The 17,847-nt window shown below is 70.9% G+C and carries 13 protein-coding genes; 7 read left to right on the top strand and 6 right to left on the bottom strand.

Annotated features, from left to right (window positions below):
* Window positions 1-168: 168 nt before the first annotated feature.
* The 4 genes from OIE12_RS06625 to mshC all read left to right on the top strand — a co-directional run bounded on the left by OIE12_RS06625 (window position 169) and on the right by mshC (window position 3,796).
* Entirely contained in the window at window positions 169-873 is a 705-nt protein-coding gene (locus OIE12_RS06625; RefSeq protein WP_329132693.1) for a histidine phosphatase family protein, read from the top strand.
* Between the two features lie 66 nt (window positions 874-939).
* The gene (locus OIE12_RS06620; RefSeq protein ID WP_329132691.1) at window positions 940-1,530 is read left to right on the top strand and encodes a DUF3090 domain-containing protein; all 591 of its coding nucleotides are present in this window, start codon (window positions 940-942) and stop codon (window positions 1,528-1,530) included.
* Window positions 1,494-2,411, top strand: a complete 918-nt coding sequence (locus OIE12_RS06615; protein ID WP_443053771.1) for an SCO1664 family protein — start codon at window positions 1,494-1,496, stop codon at window positions 2,409-2,411. Before OIE12_RS06620 ends, OIE12_RS06615 begins: the two co-directional genes overlap by 37 nt.
* Before the next feature lie 155 nt (window positions 2,412-2,566).
* On the top strand, window positions 2,567-3,796 hold the full coding sequence (gene mshC, locus OIE12_RS06610; protein ID WP_329132689.1) for a cysteine--1-D-myo-inosityl 2-amino-2-deoxy-alpha-D-glucopyranoside ligase: 1,230 nt from the start codon (window positions 2,567-2,569) through the stop codon (window positions 3,794-3,796).
* Between the two features lie 211 nt (window positions 3,797-4,007).
* On the opposite strand, the gene OIE12_RS06605 is transcribed toward mshC, so the two are convergent.
* The 5 genes from OIE12_RS06605 to OIE12_RS06585 form a co-directional block, all read right to left on the bottom strand.
* Window positions 4,008-4,952 (bottom strand): PAC2 family protein, encoded by a 945-nt coding sequence (locus OIE12_RS06605; RefSeq protein WP_329132687.1) that lies wholly within the window; start codon window positions 4,950-4,952, stop codon window positions 4,008-4,010.
* Window positions 4,953-5,177: 225 nt separating this feature from the next.
* Entirely contained in the window at window positions 5,178-6,794 is a 1,617-nt protein-coding gene (locus OIE12_RS06600) for a glycerol-3-phosphate dehydrogenase/oxidase (RefSeq protein WP_329132685.1), read from the bottom strand.
* A gap of 9 nt (window positions 6,795-6,803) precedes the next feature.
* A complete protein-coding gene (gene glpK / locus OIE12_RS06595) occupies window positions 6,804-8,342 on the bottom strand; it encodes a glycerol kinase GlpK (protein ID WP_329132683.1) in 1,539 nt (512 codons plus the stop codon).
* Between the two features lie 90 nt (window positions 8,343-8,432).
* Complete coding sequence (locus OIE12_RS06590; RefSeq protein ID WP_329132681.1) at window positions 8,433-9,227, bottom strand: MIP/aquaporin family protein; 795 nt, start codon at window positions 9,225-9,227, stop codon at window positions 8,433-8,435.
* A 398-nt stretch (window positions 9,228-9,625) separates the two neighbouring features.
* Entirely contained in the window at window positions 9,626-10,399 is a 774-nt protein-coding gene (locus tag OIE12_RS06585) for an IclR family transcriptional regulator (protein WP_329132679.1), read from the bottom strand.
* Window positions 10,400-10,689: 290 nt separating this feature from the next.
* Between OIE12_RS06585 and metH the strand changes: the two genes are divergently transcribed.
* From metH to OIE12_RS06570, 3 genes are all read left to right on the top strand, one after another.
* Window positions 10,690-14,238, top strand: coding sequence for a methionine synthase (metH, locus tag OIE12_RS06580; protein WP_329132678.1), 3,549 nt, complete (start codon window positions 10,690-10,692; stop codon window positions 14,236-14,238).
* A 162-nt stretch (window positions 14,239-14,400) separates the two neighbouring features.
* Window positions 14,401-15,099: an HAD family hydrolase gene (locus OIE12_RS06575; RefSeq protein ID WP_329132676.1), complete on the top strand. Its 699-nt coding sequence runs from the start codon at window positions 14,401-14,403 to the stop codon at window positions 15,097-15,099.
* A 343-nt stretch (window positions 15,100-15,442) separates the two neighbouring features.
* Window positions 15,443-17,053, top strand: a complete 1,611-nt coding sequence (locus OIE12_RS06570) for an ABC transporter substrate-binding protein (protein WP_329132674.1) — start codon at window positions 15,443-15,445, stop codon at window positions 17,051-17,053.
* Window positions 17,054-17,165: 112 nt separating this feature from the next.
* Here OIE12_RS06570 and OIE12_RS06565 read toward each other — a convergent pair whose 3' ends face one another.
* Window positions 17,166-17,837 carry a response regulator gene (locus tag OIE12_RS06565; protein ID WP_030381534.1) on the bottom strand — a complete coding sequence of 224 codons (672 nt, stop codon included), beginning with the start codon at window positions 17,835-17,837 and terminating at the stop codon, window positions 17,166-17,168.
* Window positions 17,838-17,847 lie beyond the last annotated feature (10 nt).

Here is a 17,847-nt window from a genome sequence, read left to right as displayed (position 1 = left end):
GTGTGCTCCCCTCTCGGAACGGACACGGAACGCGGAACCCGCGGCAGGACCGGCGACCGCGGAAGCGGAAAACGGGCCCCATGAGGAGGATGACCGCGAAAACGGCCTCTACGCGCGCGTGGGCACCGTCCGCCGGACGGATTGACGGCAGGTCCTAGGCTGGGCGCCATGCCCACGTTGATCCTCGTACGGCACGGACGCTCCACCGCCAACACCTCGGGACTGCTCGCCGGGTGGACCCCGGGCGTGGCCCTCGACGAGCGCGGCACCGCCCAGGCGGCCGCCCTGCCGGGGCGGCTGGACGGCATCCCGATCGCCGAGATCGTCACCAGCCCGTTGCAGCGCTGCCAGGAGACCATGCGGCCACTCCTCGACGCCCGCGGCCTCGAACCGCACAGCGACGACCGTATCGGCGAGTGCCACTACGGCGACTGGTCCGGCCGCAAGCTCGCCGAACTGAAGGACGAACCGCTGATGGAGGTCGTCCAGGCGCACCCCTCGGCGGCCGCGTTCCCCGGCGGCGAGTCCATGCGGGCCATGCAGACCCGCGCCGCCGAGGCGGTGCGCGAGTGGAACGCGCGCGTGGAGCGCGACCACGGCCCCGACGCCGTCTACCTGATGTGCTCGCACGGCGACATCATCAAGTCGCTCGTCGCCGACGCGCTCGGGCTTCATCTCGACCTCTTCCAGCGGATCAGTGTCGAACCGTGTTCCGTCACCGCGATCCGTTACACCAGGCTCCGGCCGTTCCTCGTACGGCTCGGCGACACCGGTGACCTCGCGTCCCTGGTGCCGCCCGAGCGCGCCCCGTCCGGTGACGACGGCGGGGACGGGAGCGACGCCACGGTCGGGGGCGGTGCTGGCGCACCGTGATCGTCGGCCGCAGTAGGGTGAAGCGGTCGAAACAGCGCAGTAGTTGTCAAGCAATGGAGACAGGACGTGTCCCGTCAGGTGTTCCTCTACGACCCACCGGACCGCTTCGTGGCCGGTACGGTCGGGCTGCCCGGGCGCCGTACCTTCTTCCTCCAGGCCATCGCCGGGGCCCGGGTGACCAGCGTGGCCCTGGAGAAGACCCAGGTCGCCGCGCTCGCCGAACGCATGGACGAACTCCTCGACGAGGTCGTCCGGCGCAGCGGGGGCAACGCGGCGGTGCCCGCCGTGACCCCCTCGGAGATCTCCGACACCGAGCCGCTCGAGACGCCGGTGGAGGAGGAGTTCCGGGTCGGCACCATGGCGCTTGCCTGGGACGGCGACGAGGAGCGCATGATCGTCGAGGCGCAGGCGCTGGTGGAACTCGACGCGGAGTCCGAGGAGGACCTCGCCGAGGCCGAGGAGCGGCTGCTCCAGGACGAGGAGAACGGCCCGCCGATGCTCCGCGTCCGGCTCACCGGCGCGCAGGCCAGGGCGTTCGCCAAGCGCGCCCTGGACGTCGTCAACGCCGGGCGGCCGCCGTGCCCGCTGTGCAGCCTCCCGCTCGATCCGGAAGGACACGTATGTCCGCGCCAGAACGGATACCGCCGCGGAGCGTGACGAAGGTGACGACGAGCGACGAGACCGGCCTCGGAACGACGGCCGCGGACACCACCGCGCAGGGCCCCGCGGCCGGGAGCGCGTCCGGCCCGGCCGTCGACGCCGTGCGGCTGCTCACCGAGGGCGAGCTGACCGTACACGGCCGGATCCGCGACGCCTCCAACGCGGCGCTGTACTGCACCGTCGCGCTCGACGGACAGGAGGCCGCCTGCGTCTACAAGCCCGTCGCCGGGGAGCGGCCGCTGTGGGACTTCCCCGACGGCACCCTGGCCGAGCGCGAGGTCGCCGCCTACGAGGTCTCCGAGGCGACCGGCTGGGCCCTCGTGCCGCCCACGGTGCTGCGCGAGGGGCCGTACGGCGAGGGCATGTGCCAGCTGTGGATAGAGGTCCGCCCGGAGGCCGACCTGCTCGCCCTGGTGGACGCCGAGGAGCCGGAGCCGGGCTGGAAGGCGATCGGCTTCGCCGAGGTCGAGGAGGGCCGCACCGCGCTCCTCGTGCACGCCGACGACACGCGGCTGCGACGGCTCGCCGTCCTCGACGCCGTGATCAACAACGCCGACCGCAAGGGCGGCCATCTGCTGCCCGCCGACGGACAGCACCTCTACGGCATCGACCACGGGGTCACCTTCAACGTCGAGAACAAGCTGCGCACCCTCCTGTGGGGCTGGGCCGGCGAGACCCTGACCGACGAGGCCCTGGACGTGCTGCGGGGACTGCGGACGGGCCTGGGGGAGGGCGGAGCGCTGGCCGTCCGCCTGGGCGAGCTGCTCACGGAGGCCGAGGTCGAGGCCACCCGCGCCCGCGTGGCGGCGCTCCTGACGTCGGGACGGCATCCGGAGCCGAGCGGGGAGTGGCCGGCGATCCCCTGGCCGCCCGTGTGACGGTCCGGCCCGCCGGCAGGCGCGCTTCGCACACCGGGGCGAACCGGGCGGCCGCCGGCCCCTGCACATCGGGACGCGGCGCGCAAGAACGGCTTCCCGGCCATCTCGCCCCCTCCGGTTCGTGCAGGGAACATCCATCCGGTTAGGCTCATGACATGCATGCCTGGCCCGCTTCCGAGGTCCCCGCCCTGCCTGGTCAGGGTCGCGACCTGGTGATCCACGACACCGCCACCGGCGGTCCGGTCACCCTCCAGCCCGGTCCCGTCGCCCGCCTCTACGTCTGCGGCATCACGCCGTACGACGCCACGCACATGGGGCACGCGGCGACCTACAACGCGTTCGACCTCGTGCAGCGCGTGTGGCTCGACACCAAGCGCCAGGTGCACTATGTCCAGAACGTGACGGACGTCGACGATCCGCTGCTGGAGCGGGCCGAGCGCGACGGCGTCGACTGGACCGCACTCGCCGAGAAGGAGACCGCGCTCTTCCGCGAGGACATGACCGCCCTGCGGATGCTGCCGCCGCGGCACTACATCGGCGCCGTGGAGGCGATACCCGGGATCGTCCCGCTCGTCGAACGGCTGCGGGAACTCGGCGCGGCCTACGACCTCGACGGTGACGTGTACTTCTCCGTCGAGTCCGACCCCCACTTCGGCCAGGTCTCGAACCTCGACGCCGCGGCGATGCGGCTGCTCTCCGCCGAGCGGGGCGGTGACCCCGAGCGGCCCGGCAAGAAGAACCCCGTCGACCCCATGCTCTGGATGGCCGCGCGTGACGGCGAGCCGAGCTGGGACGGCGGCTCGCTCGGGCGGGGCCGGCCCGGCTGGCACATCGAGTGCGTGGCCATCGCCCTGGACCACCTCGGGATGGGCTTCGACGTGCAGGGCGGCGGGTCCGACCTCGCGTTCCCGCACCACGAGATGGGCGCGTCGCACGCCCAGGTGCTGACCGGGGAGTTCCCCATGGCCAAGGCGTATGTGCACGCCGGCATGGTGGCCCTCGACGGCGAGAAGATGTCGAAGTCCAAGGGGAACCTGGTCTTCGTCTCGCAGCTGCGGCGGGACGGTGTCGATCCCGCGGCGATCCGGCTCGCGCTGCACGCGCACCACTACCGGGCCGACTGGGAATGGACCGAGCAGGTGCTGCGGGACGCGGTGGCGCGGGTGGAGCGGTGGCGGGCGGCCGTGTCGCGGCCGGACGGGCCGGCGGCGGAGGGGGTCGTGGACGAGGTGCGGGCGGCGCTCGCGGATGATCTCAACGCGCCTGAGGCGTTGGCGGCGGTCGACCGCTGGGTCGCCCGCCAGGCGGAGACCGGCGGCCCGGACGAGTCCGCCCCCGGTGTCCTCTCCCGCGCGGTCGACGCGTTGCTGGGCGTGGCCCTGTAGGGCGTGCGGGGCGTTCTCTTTCGCCCCCGCCGCCCCTTCCCATTCCCGTCCCCGGGGGCTCCGCCCCCGGACCCCCAAAAGATCGCGCAGTTCCCCGCGCCCCTGATAGGGGCGCGGGGAACTGCGCAACGGGGTCAAAGGGGCGGAGCCCCTTGAGGATGGGACGGGTAGGGGCGGCGGGGGCGAGAAAGATCCTGCCCCACCCCCCGGCTCACTCCTCCGACGGGTCCTCGTCCTCGTCGTCCGGGCGTGGGGGTTTGGGGGCGCGGCCCCGGCCGCCGGCGGGAGGGCCGTTGAAGGGGCCGGCCGCCGTGCCGCCGTCCCGCCGCCGCAGGTATCGCTCGAACTCGCGCGCGATCGCCTCTCCCGAGGCCTCCGGCAACTCCGCCGTGTCCCGCGCCTCCTCCAGCGTCTGCACGTATTCCGCGACCTCGCTGTCCTCCGCCGCCAGCTGGTCCACCCCCGTCTGCCACGCCCGCGCGTCCTCCGGCAGCTCGCCCTGCGGGATGCGGACGTCGATCAGGTCCTCCAGCCGGTTCAGCAGCGCCAGCGCGGCCTTCGGATTCGGCGGCTGCGACACGTAGTGCGGTACCGCCGCCCACAGCGACACCGCCGGCACCCCGGCGTGCGTGCACGCCTCCTGGAGGATGCCGACGATGCCCGTCGGACCCTCGTACTTCGTCTCCTCCAGGTCCATCCGCTGCGCGAGATCCGCGTCGGACGTCACCCCGCTGACCGGAACCGGACGTGTGTGCGGGGTGTCGCCGAGCAGCGCGCCCAGGATGACGACCAGCTCCACACCCAGCTCGTGCGCGAAGGCGAGCAGCTCGTTGCAGAATGAGCGCCACCGCATCGACGGCTCGATCCCGCGCACCAGCACCAGGTCACGCGGTCTGTCGCCGCCGACACGGACCACCGAGAGCCGGGTCGTGGGCCAGGTGACCTTACGGACCCCGGCCTCCATGAACACCGTGGGGCGGTTGACCTGGAAGTCGTAGTAGTCCTCGGCGTCGAGCGCCGCGAACACCTCGCCCTTCCATTCCCTGTCCAGATGCGCGACCGCGGTGGAGGCGGCGTCGCCGGCATCGTTCCAGCCCTCGAACGCGGCCACCATGACCGGGTCGATCAGCTCGGGAACCCCCTCGAGCTCGATCACCCAGCGCCTCCTTCCGACGTGCCTGACGTACGCCCCAACCTTACGGCCCCGGCAGGCCGTCGCCGCAGCCCCGTGCACCGCTGGGTGAACGGATGACTGCCCCGTTCGACCGGCTCGAACACCTTGATCGTCGACCTCTACCCCCGGCCCGGGCCGCCATGCCGCGGGGGCGGCCCCCACTGGGGAGCCGCCCCCGCGACGTCCGGCGGCGGGCCGGGACTCCGCTCACTTCCCGTCGAGCAGCTCCCGCACCCGGGACCGGACCTCGTCCGTGGCCAGCCCCCGGATCGTCAGGGTGGTCCGGCGGCGCAGCACGTCGTCCTCGGTCTCGGCCCACTCGTGGTCCCGGGCCCACACGACCTGCGCCCAGATCTCGGGCGCGTCCGGGTGGACCCGCTCGGCCAGCGCCGGGTCCTCGTTGGCCAGCCGCGCGATGTCGAAGGCCAGCGAGCCGTAGTGGGTGGCCAGGTGCCGGGCCGTCTCGGGGGCCATCCGCGACGCGGGCTCCGGCCGGTCCACGAGCAGCCGGTGGGCGACCGCACGCGGGTTGGCTATGCCGGGCAGCGGCAGCTTCCTCGGCAGCGAGGCGATGGGCTCGAAGTCCTCGCCCAGCGGACGCCCGGGCAGGGCCTCCAGCTTCTTCATCACCGTACGGCCGATGTGCCGGAACGTCGTCCACTTGCCGCCCGCCACGGACAGCATGCCGCCCCGGCCCTCGGTGACCACCGTCTCCCGCTTGGCCTTGGCAGTGCTGCCGGGGCCGCCCGGCAGCACCCGCAGCCCGGCGAAGGCGTAGGTGATGAGATCCCGGTCGAGCTGCTGGTCGCGGACGGAGAACGCGGCCTCGTCCAGGATCTGCGCGATGTCCTTGTCGTTGACGGCGACCTCGCCCGGATCGCCCTCGTACTCCTCGTCGGTGGTGCCGAGCAGCAGCATGTCCTCCCAGGGGAGGGCGAACGTGATCCGGTACTTGTCGATGGGGGTCGCGAGCGCGGCCTTCCAGGGGGCGGTGCGCTTGAGCACCAGGTGCGCGCCCTTGGACAGCCGGATCGACGGCGCGGCCCCGGCGTCCTCCATCCGGCGCAGGTGGTCGACCCAGGGGCCGGTCGCGTTGAGCACCAGGCGCGCGTCGACGCCGAACTCCTCGCCCGAGATCCGGTCCTTCAGCTCGGCACCGGTGACCCGGCCCCGGGTGAAGCGCAGACCCGTCACCTCGGCGTGGTTCAGGACGACGGCGCCGGAGTCGACGGCCGCGCGGACCGTCATCAGCGCCATCCGCGCGTCGTTCATCTGGTCGTCCCCGTAGACGGCGACGGCCTTGAGGTTCTCCGTGCGCAGCTCGGGCACGTCCTGCGCGGCCTTGGCCGGGCTGAGCAGATGGCCCACGCCGTCGCCGAACGCGGAGAGCGCGGAGTAGGCGAAGACGCCCGCCCCGAGCTTCGCCGCGCCGTGCGGCCCGCCCTTGTACACGGGGAGGTAGAACGTGAGCGGGTTGGCCAGGTGGGGGGCCACCTGGCGGGAGACGGCACGGCGCTCGAAGTGGTTCTCCGCCACCAGCTTCACCGCGCCGGTCTGCAGATAGCGCAGACCGCCGTGGAGGAGCTTGGAGGAGGCGGAGGAGGTGGCGCCGGCGAAGTCGCCGGCGTCGACCAGTGCCACCCTGAGCCCGGACTGCGCGGCGTGCCAGGCGGTGGAGATGCCCAGGATGCCGCCGCCGATCACGAGGAGGTCGTACGTCGCCTTGGAGAGCTGCTCCCGGGTCTCAGCCCGGCTCGGACCCGTGCCGGTGGCCGGGTGCGTACCGAGGGCAGGCACGGACTGCAGGGTGGACTGACTGGTCATCGCTACTACTTACTCCTCGTCCTCGAGCCAGCCCATGGTCCGCTCGACGGCCTTGAGCCAGTTCTTGTACTCACGGTCGCGGGTCTCCGCGGCCATGTTCGGGGTCCACTCGGCGGCCCGCCGCCAGTTGGCGCGCAGGTCGTCGGTGCTGTTCCAGAAGCCGACGGCCAGGCCGGCGGCGTAGGCGGCGCCGAGGCAGGTGGTCTCGGCGACCATCGGGCGCACCACGGGTGCGTCCAGCACGTCGGCGAGGGTCTGCATCAGCAGGTTGTTGGAGGTCATGCCGCCGTCGACCTTGAGGGCGGTCAGCTCCACGCCGGAGTCCTTCGTCATGGCGTCGGCGATCTCCCGCGTCTGCCAGGCGGTGGCCTCCAGGACGGCGCGCGCGAGGTGCGCCTTGGTGACGTACCGGGTCAGGCCGGCGATCACACCGCGGGCGTCGGAGCGCCAGTACGGGGCGAACAGGCCGGAGAAGGCCGGTACGAAGTAGGCGCCGCCGTTGTCCTCGACGGACAGGGCGAGCGTCTCGATCTCGGCGGCGGTGGAGATGAGGCCCATCTGGTCGCGCATCCACTGCACCAGGGAGCCGGTGACGGCGATCGAGCCCTCCAGGGCGTAGACCGGCTTGTTGTCGCCGATCTGGTAGCCGACGGTGGTCAGCAGCCCGCTGTAGGAGTTGATCAGCTTGTCGCCGGTGTTCATCACCATGAAGGTGCCGGTGCCGTACGTCGACTTCGTCTCGCCCTCGGCGAAACAGGTCTGCCCGAACAGGGCCGCCTGCTGGTCGCCGAGTGCGGAGGCGACGGGAATGCCGCCGAGCAGCTCGCCGAGCCGGCCGCCCTTGATCTCGCCGTAGACCTCGGCGGAGGAGCGGATCTCCGGCAGCATCGCCGTGGGCACGCCGATGGACTCGGCGATCTTCTCGTCCCACGCCATGGTGTGCAGGTTCATCAGCAGGGTGCGGGAGGCGTTGGTGACGTCCGTGACGTGCCGGCCGCCGTCGGCGCCGCCGGTCAGGTTCCAGATGACCCAGGTGTCCATCGTGCCGAAGAGGATGTCGCCGCGCTCGGCGCGCTCCTTGAGGCCGTCGACGTGGTCGAGCAGCCAGCGGGCCTTGGGGCCGGCGAAGTAGGAGGCGAGGGGGAGACCCGTCTCGCGGCGGAAGCGGTCCTGGCCGACATTGCGGCCGAGCTCCCGGCACAGCCCGTCGGTACGGGTGTCCTGCCAGACGATCGCGTTGTGGACCGGCTCGCCGGTGTTCTTGTCCCACAGCACGGTGGTCTCGCGCTGGTTGGTGATGCCGATGGCCTTGATGTCGTCCCGGGTGATGCCGGCCTTCTCGATGGCGCCGGCGACGACCTCCTGGACGTTGGTCCAGATCTCGGTGGCGTTGTGTTCGACCCAGCCCGGCTTGGGGAAGATCTGCTCGTGTTCCTTCTGGTCGACGGAGACGATGCGGCCGTCCCGGTCGAAGACGATGCAGCGCGAGGAGGTCGTGCCCTGGTCGATGGCGGCGATGAACGGCCCGGCGGTGTGTGCGTCGGTCACTGTGTGCTCCTGGGAGTAGCGGGGGATTCCGTGAGATCCGTGGTCGGGGGGCTGTCCGTACGGCGCTGTGCTTGTGAAGGAATGGTTCCTCTAAGCAAAGGCGACGTTGTAGAGGCCTGCAGCGATCGCGCCGCCGATCAGCGGACCGGCCACCGGGATCCAGGCGTAGCTCCAGTCGGAACCGCCCTTGTTGGGCAGGGGGAGCAGGGCGTGCACGATGCGGGGACCGAGGTCACGGGCCGGGTTGATCGCGTACCCGGTGGGGCCGCCGAGCGAGAGACCGATGGAGACGACCACCAGGGCGGTGATCAGTCCGCCCACGACGCCCAGGCCCTTGCCGCTGTCGTTCAGGCCCTGGGTGAGGACGGCGAGGCAGAGGACGAAGGTGCCGATGACCTCCGTGGCGATGTTCAGCACCGCGTTGCGGATCTCGGGACCGGTGGAGAAGACGCCGAGCACCGGTCCGGCCTTCGTCTCCTGGGCCTCGACGGCCTTGACCCTGGTGTCCTGCGCGCCCGGACCGCCGACGACCTCACGGTCGGTGAGGTGCGCGTGGAACTGTCCGTAGTACGCGATCCAGGTCAGCGCGGCGCCGATCATGGCGCCGAGGAGCTGCCCGCCCCAGTAGACCGGGAGGTCGCTGAAGTCGTGGTCCTTGATCGCGATGGCGAGGGTGACGGCCGGGTTGAGGTGGGCTCCGGAGAGCGGCCCGGAGATGTAGACCGCGGTGAGGACCGCGAAGCCCCAGCCGAAGCTGATGGCGAGCCAGCCGGCGTTGCGCGCCTTGGAGGCCTTGAGGGTGACGGCGGCACAGACGCCGGCGCCGAGCAGGATGAGTATGGCGGTACCGATGGTCTCGCCGATGAAGATGTCGGAGCTGGACACCCGCGACTCCTTTGTCCTTCGTCCAGGGGAAGGCGAACCCCGGGTCCCTCCGGTGGTCCGCGCCCTCAGGGGTGAGGGCGTTAACCGGCCGATGGTGTTGTCACACTCTAACGCGTATTGCCGGTAGGTGTTCGACAATGCCGACCGATGGACGCGAGTCTCGCCGCGCGGTGCGCGGCAGTCAAGGGTTCGGTTATCGAAAACGCGATCGTTATTGATCGGGGTGGGTTATGGATCGCGGCAGGGAGCGGCCGAGGAAGGGACGCGGGGAAGGGGCGCGGGGCTGTGTCGATGTGCGGCTCCGCCGCGTGGGCGCATCTTTTGTGGGTCCGGGGGCGGAGGCCCCCCCGGGGACGGGAAGGGAAGGGGCGGCAGGGGCGAAAAAGGAGCCCTCAGCCTCAGAACCGGCTGGCGCCGAGGTCGCGCGAGACCGCCCGCGCGCAGTCCCGCACGGCCGCGATCAACTCCGCCCGCACCTCCCCCTCACGACCCTCACGGCAGAGCCGCTCCACCGCCCCCGTGATCCCCACCGCCCCCACCGGCATCCTCCGCCGGTCATGAATGGGCGCCGCGATCGACGCGACCCCCTCCCACGTCTCCTCCACGTCCGCCGCGTACCCCCGCGCCCGCGTCAGGTCCAGGACCTCCTCGAACCGCGGGAGCTCGCTGATCGTCCGGTCCGTGAAGGCCTTGCGGTCCGCCTCCAGCGCCTCGCTGTGTGCCACCGGGTCGTAGGCGGAGAGCACCTTCCCCAGCGCCGTGGAATGCAGCGGCTGCATCGCCCCGATCTCCAGCACCTGCCGGCTGTCGTCGGGCCGGAACACGTGGTGCACGATCAGCACGCCCTGCTGGTGCAGCACCCCCAGGTACACGCTCTCCCCGCTGGAGCGCGCCAGGTCGTCCGTCCACACCAGGGCCCGCGCCCGCAGTTCGTGCACGTCGAGATAGGTGGTGCCCAGGCGCAGCAGTTCGGCGCCCAGCTGATAGCGCCCCGAGGCGTCGTCCTGTTCGACGAAGCCCTCCTGCTGGAGGGTGCGGAGTATGCCGTGGGCCGTGCCCTTGGCCAGGCCGAGGGAGGAGGCGATGTCCGACAGGCCGAGCCGTCGCTCGCCGCCCGCGAGCAACCGCAGCATCGCGGCCGCCCGCTCGAGCGACTGGATGTTCCGTGCCATCGCCGTCCTGCCCTCCGTCCCCTTCGACCACTGGACCGCCGGCCGAGGCTCGAGTACCGCGTTCGGCAATGTCGAACACTACCGGTCGTTGTCGACCTCCCGCCAATGGGCGGTCACGGCGAGTTCCGGCCGGAAACCGCCCGAATGCCACGTACGGCACCACGGGTGCACACCCGTCCGCCCCGTGGACGCCTCTGACCGTACGGCGTACCGGGGGCTACCCTGACCGGGTGCGCCTTCCGCGGGAAGACGCAAAGCCGACAGCCGTCGCACTCCAGGGAGCATCTTCCATGGCCTCGTCGCCGAACCCGTCCGCATCCCCCGCCCCCGCCGCCGAGGGCGCGTCCGCCGCCACCGGAACCCGGGCCCGCACCGACGCCCTCCGTGAGGCGCTCGCCACCCGGGTCGTGGTGGCCGACGGCGCGATGGGCACGATGCTGCAGGCCCAGGACCCGACACTGGAGGACTTCCAGGGGCTGGAGGGCTGCAACGAGGTCCTCAACGTCACCCGCCCGGACATCGTCCGCTCCGTCCACGACGCCTACTTCTCCGTCGGCGTCGACTGCGTCGAGACCAACACCTTCGGCGCCAACCACACCGCTGCCTCCGAGTACGAGATCGCCGGCCGGGTGCACGAGCTCTCCGAGGCCGGCGCCCGCCTCGCCCGCGAGGTCGCCGACGAGCACGGCGCCCGCGACGGCCGCCAGCGCTGGGTGCTCGGCTCCATGGGCCCCGGCACCAAGCTGCCCACCCTCGGCCACGTCGGCTACACCACCATCCGCGACGGCTACCAGGCCAACGCCGAGGGGCTGCTGGCCGGCGGCGCCGACGCCCTGATCGTCGAGACCACCCAGGACCTGCTGCAGACCAAGGCCTCCGTCCTCGGCGCCCGCCGGGCCATGGCGGCCACCGGTACCGAGGTCCCGCTGCTGGTCTCCATGGCGTTCGAGACCACCGGCACCATGCTGCTCGGCTCCGAGATCGGCGCCGCGCTCACCGCGCTCGAGCCGCTCGGCATCGACATGATCGGCCTGAACTGCTCCACCGGCCCCGCCGAGATGAGCGAACACCTGCGCTACCTCACCCGGCACTCCCGCATCCCGCTGCTGTGCATGCCGAACGCGGGTCTGCCGGTGCTCACCAAGGACGGCGCGCACTTCCCGCTGGACGCCGAGGGCCTCGCCGACGCGCAGGAGACCTTCGTCCAGGACTACGGCCTCTCCCTGGTGGGCGGCTGCTGCGGCACCACCCCCGAGCACCTGCGCCAGGTCGTCGAGCGGGTCCGGGAGACCGCCCCCGCCGAGCGCAGCCCCCAGCCGGAGCCCGGTGCCGCCTCCCTCTACCAGACCGTGCCGTTCCGCCAGGACACCGCCTACCTCGCCATCGGCGAGCGCACCAACGCCAACGGCTCCAAGAAGTTCCGTGAGGCCATGCTGGCGGGCCGCTGGGACGACTGCGTGGAGATGGCCCGCGACCAGATCCGCGAGGGCGCCCACATGCTCGACCTCTGCGTCGACTACGTGGGCCGCGACGGCGTCGCCGACATGGAGGAACTGGCCGGCCGGTTCGCCACCGCCTCCACGCTGCCGATCGTCCTGGACTCCACCGAGGTCGACGTCATCCGGGCCGGCCTGGAGAAGCTCGGCGGCCGCGCGGTCATCAACTCCGTCAACTACGAGGACGGCACCGGACCCGACTCCCGCTTCGCCAAGGTCACCGCCCTGGCCAAGGAGCACGGTGCCGCGCTGATCGCCCTGACCATCGACGAGGTGGGCCAGGCCCGCACCGCCGAGAAGAAGGTCGAGATCGCCGAACGCCTGATCGAGGACCTGACGCGGAACTGGGGCATCCACGAGGAGGACATCCTCGTCGACTGTCTGACCTTCACCATCTGCACCGGCCAGGAGGAGTCCCGCAAGGACGGCCTCGCCACCATCGAGGGCATCCGGCTGCTGAAGGAACGCCACCCGAAGGTGCAGACCACCCTCGGCCTGTCCAACATCTCCTTCGGCCTCAATCCGGCCGCCCGCATCCTGCTGAACTCCGTCTTCCTCGACGAGTGCGTCAAGGCCGGCCTGGACTCCGCGATCGTCCACGCCTCCAAGATCCTGCCCATCGCCCGGTTCGACGAGGAGCAGGTCACCACCGCCCTCGACCTCATCCACGACCGCCGCCGCGAGGGCTACGACCCGCTGCAGAAGCTCATGCAGCTGTTCGAGGGCGCCACCGCCAAGTCCCTCAAGGCCGGCAAGGCCGAGGAACTGGCCGCCCTCCCGCTGGACGAGCGCCTCAAGCGGCGCATCATCGACGGCGAGAAGAACGGCCTCGAACAGGATCTGGACGACGCCCTCCGGGAGCGCCCCGCCCTCGACATCGTCAACGAGACCCTGCTCGACGGCATGAAGGTCGTCGGCGAACTGTTCGGTTCCGGCCAGATGCAGCTGCCGTTCGTGCTGCAGTCCGCCGAGGTGATGAAGACCGCCGTCGCCCACCTCGAACCGCACATGGAGAAGACCGACGAGGCCGGCAAGGGCACCATCGTGCTCGCCACCGTCCGCGGCGACGTCCACGACATCGGCAAGAATCTCGTCGACATCATCCTGTCCAACAACGGCTACAACGTCGTCAACCTCGGCATCAAGCAGCCCGTCTCCGCGATCCTGGAAGCCGCCGACGAGCACAAGGCCGACGTCATCGGCATGTCCGGACTGCTCGTCAAGTCCACGGTGATCATGAAGGAGAACCTGGAGGAGCTCAACCAGCGCGGCCTGGCCACCGACTACCCGGTCATCCTCGGCGGCGCCGCGCTGACCCGGGCCTATGTCGAACAGGACCTGCACGAGATCTACCAGGGCGAGGTCCGCTACGCCCGCGACGCCTTCGAGGGACTGCGCCTGATGGACGCCCTCATCGGCATCAAGCGCGGTGTCCCCGGGGCACAGCTGCCCGAACTGAGGCAGCGCCGGGTGCGCGCGGCCACCGTCGAGATCGAGGACCGCCCCGAGGAGGGCGCCGTCCGTTCCGACGTCGCCACCGACAACCCCGTGCCCGAGCCGCCCTTCCGGGGCACCCGCGTCATCAAGGGCATCCAGCTCAAGGAGTACGCGGGCTGGCTCGACGAGGGCGCCCTCTTCAAGGGCCAGTGGGGCCTCAAGCAGGCCCGCAGCGGCGACGGGCCGACGTACGAGGAGCTGGTGGAGCGCGAGGGCCGGCCCCGGCTGCGCGGGCTGCTCGACCGGCTCCAGACCGACAACCTGCTCGAAGCCGCCGTCGTCTACGGCTACTTCCCCTGCGTCTCCAAGGACGACGACCTCATCGTCCTGGACGACGACGGCAACGAGCGCACCCGCTTCACCTTCCCGCGCCAGCGCCGCGGCCGCCGGCTCTGCCTCGCCGACTTCTTCCGGCCCGAGGAGTCGGGGGAGACCGACGTCGTCGGCTTCCAGGTCGTCACCATCGGCTCCCGGATCGGCACCGAGACCGCGAAGCTGTTCGAGGCCAACGCCTACCGCGACTACCTCGAACTGCACGGACTGTCCGTCCAGCTCGCCGAGGCGCTCGCCGAGTACTGGCACGCCCGCGTCCGCTCCGAACTCGGCTACGCCGGCGAGGACCCCGCCGCCATGGAGGACATGTTCGCCCTCAAGTACCGCGGCGCCCGCTTCTCGCTCGGCTACGGCGCCTGCCCGGACCTGGAGGACCGCGCCAAGATCGCGGAACTGCTGCGGCCGGAGCGGATCGGCGTACACCTCTCCGAGGAGTTCCAGCTCCACCCCGAGCAGTCCACCGACGCCATCGTCATCCACCACCCGGAGGCCAAGTACTTCAACGCCCGGTGACGGCCCGTCACCGCCGCGGCGCTCACGCAGGGTGACCCGCCCCGCACCGCCGCGATCCGCCCGACGCGCACTCCGGACGGCCACGACGTACACTGGTCGGTCCACCGCAGGCCGGTTCCTCTTCGGGAACCGGCCTGCTCGTCCCTCAAGGAGGTGCGTCGGATGACGACAACCGTCCCCGCGCTCGGAACCCGCTCGGCGGAGGGCTCGGCCCTGCAGGCCGTGCTCCTCGACATGGACGGCACCCTGGTGGACACCGAAGGTTTCTGGTGGGACGTCGAGAGGGACGTCTTCGCCGCCCTGGGCCACCGCCTTCAGGACTCCTGGCGCGAGGTCGTGGTCGGCGGCCCCATGACCCGCAGCGCGGGCTTCCTCATCGAGGCCACCGGCGCCGACATCACGCTGGCCGAACTCACCGTCCTGCTCAACGACGGCTTCGAGGACCGCATCGACCGCGCCCTGCCGCTGATGCCCGGCGCCGCCCGACTGCTGGCCGAACTGGCCGCCCACGACATCCCCACCGCCCTGGTCTCCGCCTCCCACCGGCGCATCATCGACCGGGTGCTGGCCGCCGTCGGACCGCAGTACTTCGCCCTGACCGTCGCCGGCGACGAGGTCGAGCGGACCAAGCCGTTCCCCGACCCCTATCTGCTGGCCGCCTCCGGGCTCGGCGCGCGGCCGGAGCGCTGCGCCGTCGTCGAGGACACCGCGACCGGCGTGGCGGCCGCCGAGGCCGCCGGCTGCCGGGTCCTCGCGGTTCCCTCCGTGGCACCCATCACGGCCGCCCCCGGGCGCACGGTCATCGCCTCCCTGGAAGAGGTCGATCTGCCGTTCCTGCGCGGCCTGATGACGTCCGCATGACCGGATTCCGGTCCCCGCCCACACCACTCGGGATGTGAGGTTCGCCACGCGCAAGGGGGTCGACAGCGGGCCGTGCGTGTGCTGTTCACCCCATATCGGCGCGCGAGGACGCGCCCATGTGTCCCGTTTGGTGGGACGCTGCGCGAATCCTCCCCCTGTCGGGTTTTCGGTGTGTCCACACCCGGTTTCGCTCCGTGATGGGGCCTCAACTCCGGGGGCAGCGGGCGCCTTGGTCGGCGCCTACTAATCTCATCGCGGTAAACACCGTCACTACCCCCGTGATCCGCCGCGACACCCCTGCATGCCGGGTACACGGACTCGACCGCTCTGGAGAATCTCGAGCATGAACCGCAAGACTTTGGTGCTGCCGGCCGTCGTCGGCCTGCTCGCTCCTGTGCTCGCCGCCTGCGGTGGTTCCGACAGTGGGAGCAGCGGCGGCGACGCGATCGTCGTCGGCACCACGGACACGTTCACCCAGCTGAAGACCCGGCCCGCTCCGCTGGACCCGGCCTACGCGTACGACGTGGGCACGTGGAACGTCCTGCGGCAGACCGTCCAGACGCTGATGGCCTACCCCAAGGGTGACGGCGCCCCGCAGCCCGACGCCGCCCAGAGCTGCGGTTTCACCGACTCCGGGAACGAGCGCTACGCCTGCACGCTGCGCAAGGACCTCAAGTTCTCCGACGGCACCCCGGTCACTGCCGACGACGTCAAGTTCTCCATGGAGCGGGCGCTGACGATCAAGGACCCCGAGGGCGTCTTCGCGCTGTTGTCCACGATCGACACCATCGAGACCAAGGGCGACCGTCAGGTGATCTTCCACCTCAAGACGGCCGACGCCACCTTCCCGTTCAAGCTGTCCACTCCGGTCGCGGGCATCCTCAACCCCAAGGACTACGAGAAGGACAAGCTGCGCGAGGGCTTCTCGATCGACGCCTCCGGCCCGTACACGCTGAAGGCCGAGGTCAAGGACAAGTCGATGGTCAAGGCCGTCTTCACCAAGAACCCCAACTACAAGGGGCTGCTCGACGTGAAGAACGACAAGGTCGAACTGGAGTCCTTCCCCTCCGCGGACGCCATGGGTGAGGCGCTGTCCAAGGGCGACATCGACGTCATGGCCCGCGCCATGACGCCGGACCAGATCGACAAGCTGTCCGCCAAGACCAACGGCGACATCAACCTCGTCGAGATGCCCGGTCTCGAGATCCGTTACCTCGGCTTCAACACCGAGGCCGACTCGGTCAAGAACAAGGCCGTGCGCCAGGCGATGGCCCAGGTCATCAACCGCGGTCAGCTGGTCTCCGAGGTCTACGGCACCCAGGCCGAGCCGCTGTACTCGATGGTCGCGGCCACCGTCACCGGCCACTCCAACGCGTTCCTCAACAAGTACGGCGACCCCAGCGTCAGCAAGGCCAAGACGCGGCTGACCGAGGCCGGCATCACCACCCCGGTGAAGCTGACGATGCACTACACGACCGACCACTACGGCGCGGCGACCAAGAAGGAATTCGAGGTCCTGCAGAAGCAGCTCAACGCCAGTGGCCTGTTCGACGTGTCCATCAAGGGCTACCGCTGGCAGGAGGACGACTACAAGACGAAGGAGCAGAAGGGCCAGTTCGACGTCTACGGCATGGGCTGGTTCCCCGACTTCCCGGACGCCGACAACTACATCTCACCGTTCCTGGACAAGGACAACACCCTCAACACGCCCTACGTGAGCAACAAGATCCGCAACCAGCTGCTGCCGCAGTCGCGGCGTGAGGCCGACCGGCTCAGCGCGGCCAAGGACCTCACGGAGATCCAGGACATCGTCGCCGAGGACGTTCCGCTGCTGCCGCTGTGGCAGGGCAAGCAGTACATCGCCGCCCGCGACGACATCACGGGCTCCGAATGGGCCATCAACTCCTCCTCGACCCTCCAGCTCTGGGAGCTGGGCCGAGGCGTGAAGGGCTGACCCGACGGCCCCCGCCGGGCCGGACACACGAAAGGGCGCCCCTCCTGAACCGGAGGGGCGCCCTTTCGTACGCGGTCGCCGGCGTCCGCGCGGGGGAGAGGGCGGGGCGCGGTTACTGCGCGCCCGGCCGGACCAGACCGCTCTCGTACGCGTACACCGCGGCCTGCACGCGGTCGCGCAGCCCCAGCTTGGTCAGCACATGCCCGACGTGCGTCTTCACCGTCGTCTCGCTGACGAAGAGATCCGCGGCGATCTCCGCGTTCGACAGCCCGCGCGCCACGAGCTTCAGCACCTCGACCTCACGGTCCGTCAGCGTGTGCAGGGTGTCCGGCACCGGTTCGTCCCCCGACGGCAGGTGCGTGGCGTACTTGTCGAGGAGCCGGCGGGTGATGCTGGGCGCCAGCATCGCCTCCCCGGCCGCCACCACCCGGATCGCCTGCACCAGTTCGTTGGCCGGGGCGTCCTTGAGCAGGAAGCCGCTGGCACCGGCGCGCAGCGCCTCCACCACGTACTCGTCGAGGTCGAACGTGGTCAGCACCAGCACCTTGGCCGGTCCGTCCCGCCCCGGCCCGGTGATCTGCCGGGTCGCCTCCACCCCGTCCATCCGCGGCATGCGGATGTCCATCAGCACCACGTCGGGCTGGAGCGCCCGCACCTGGTCCAGCGCCTGGAGGCCGTCCCCGGCCTCGCCGACGACCGCGATGTCCTGCTCGGCCTCCAGGATCATCCGGAACCCGGTGCGCAACAGCGGCTGGTCGTCGACCAGTAGGACGCGGACGGCCACGTGCAACTCC

Origin of the sequence: Streptomyces sp. NBC_00670 (genome assembly GCF_036226765.1) — a bacterium.
Lineage (GTDB): Bacteria > Actinomycetota > Actinomycetes > Streptomycetales > Streptomycetaceae > Streptomyces.
Note: the sequence above shows the minus strand (reverse complement) of the source record. Positions and strands in the feature narration are given on the sequence as shown.

Bases quoted from the DNA above. Each gene is read 5' to 3' on its own strand.
- OIE12_RS06575 (WP_329132676.1), top strand. From the start codon at position 14,401: ATGACGACAACCGTCCCCGCGCTCGGAACCCGCTCGGCGGAGGGCTCG.
- OIE12_RS06615 (WP_443053771.1), top strand. From the start codon at position 1,494: ATGTCCGCGCCAGAACGGATACCGCCGCGGAGCGTGACGAAGGTGACG.
- OIE12_RS06585 (WP_329132679.1), bottom strand. From the start codon at position 10,399: ATGGCACGGAACATCCAGTCGCTCGAGCGGGCGGCCGCGATGCTGCGG.
- OIE12_RS06570 (WP_329132674.1), top strand. From the start codon at position 15,443: ATGAACCGCAAGACTTTGGTGCTGCCGGCCGTCGTCGGCCTGCTCGCT.
- metH (WP_329132678.1), top strand. From the start codon at position 10,690: ATGGCCTCGTCGCCGAACCCGTCCGCATCCCCCGCCCCCGCCGCCGAG.
- mshC (WP_329132689.1), top strand. From the start codon at position 2,567: ATGCATGCCTGGCCCGCTTCCGAGGTCCCCGCCCTGCCTGGTCAGGGT.
- OIE12_RS06600 (WP_329132685.1), bottom strand. From the start codon at position 6,794: ATGACCAGTCAGTCCACCCTGCAGTCCGTGCCTGCCCTCGGTACGCAC.
- OIE12_RS06625 (WP_329132693.1), top strand. From the start codon at position 169: ATGCCCACGTTGATCCTCGTACGGCACGGACGCTCCACCGCCAACACC.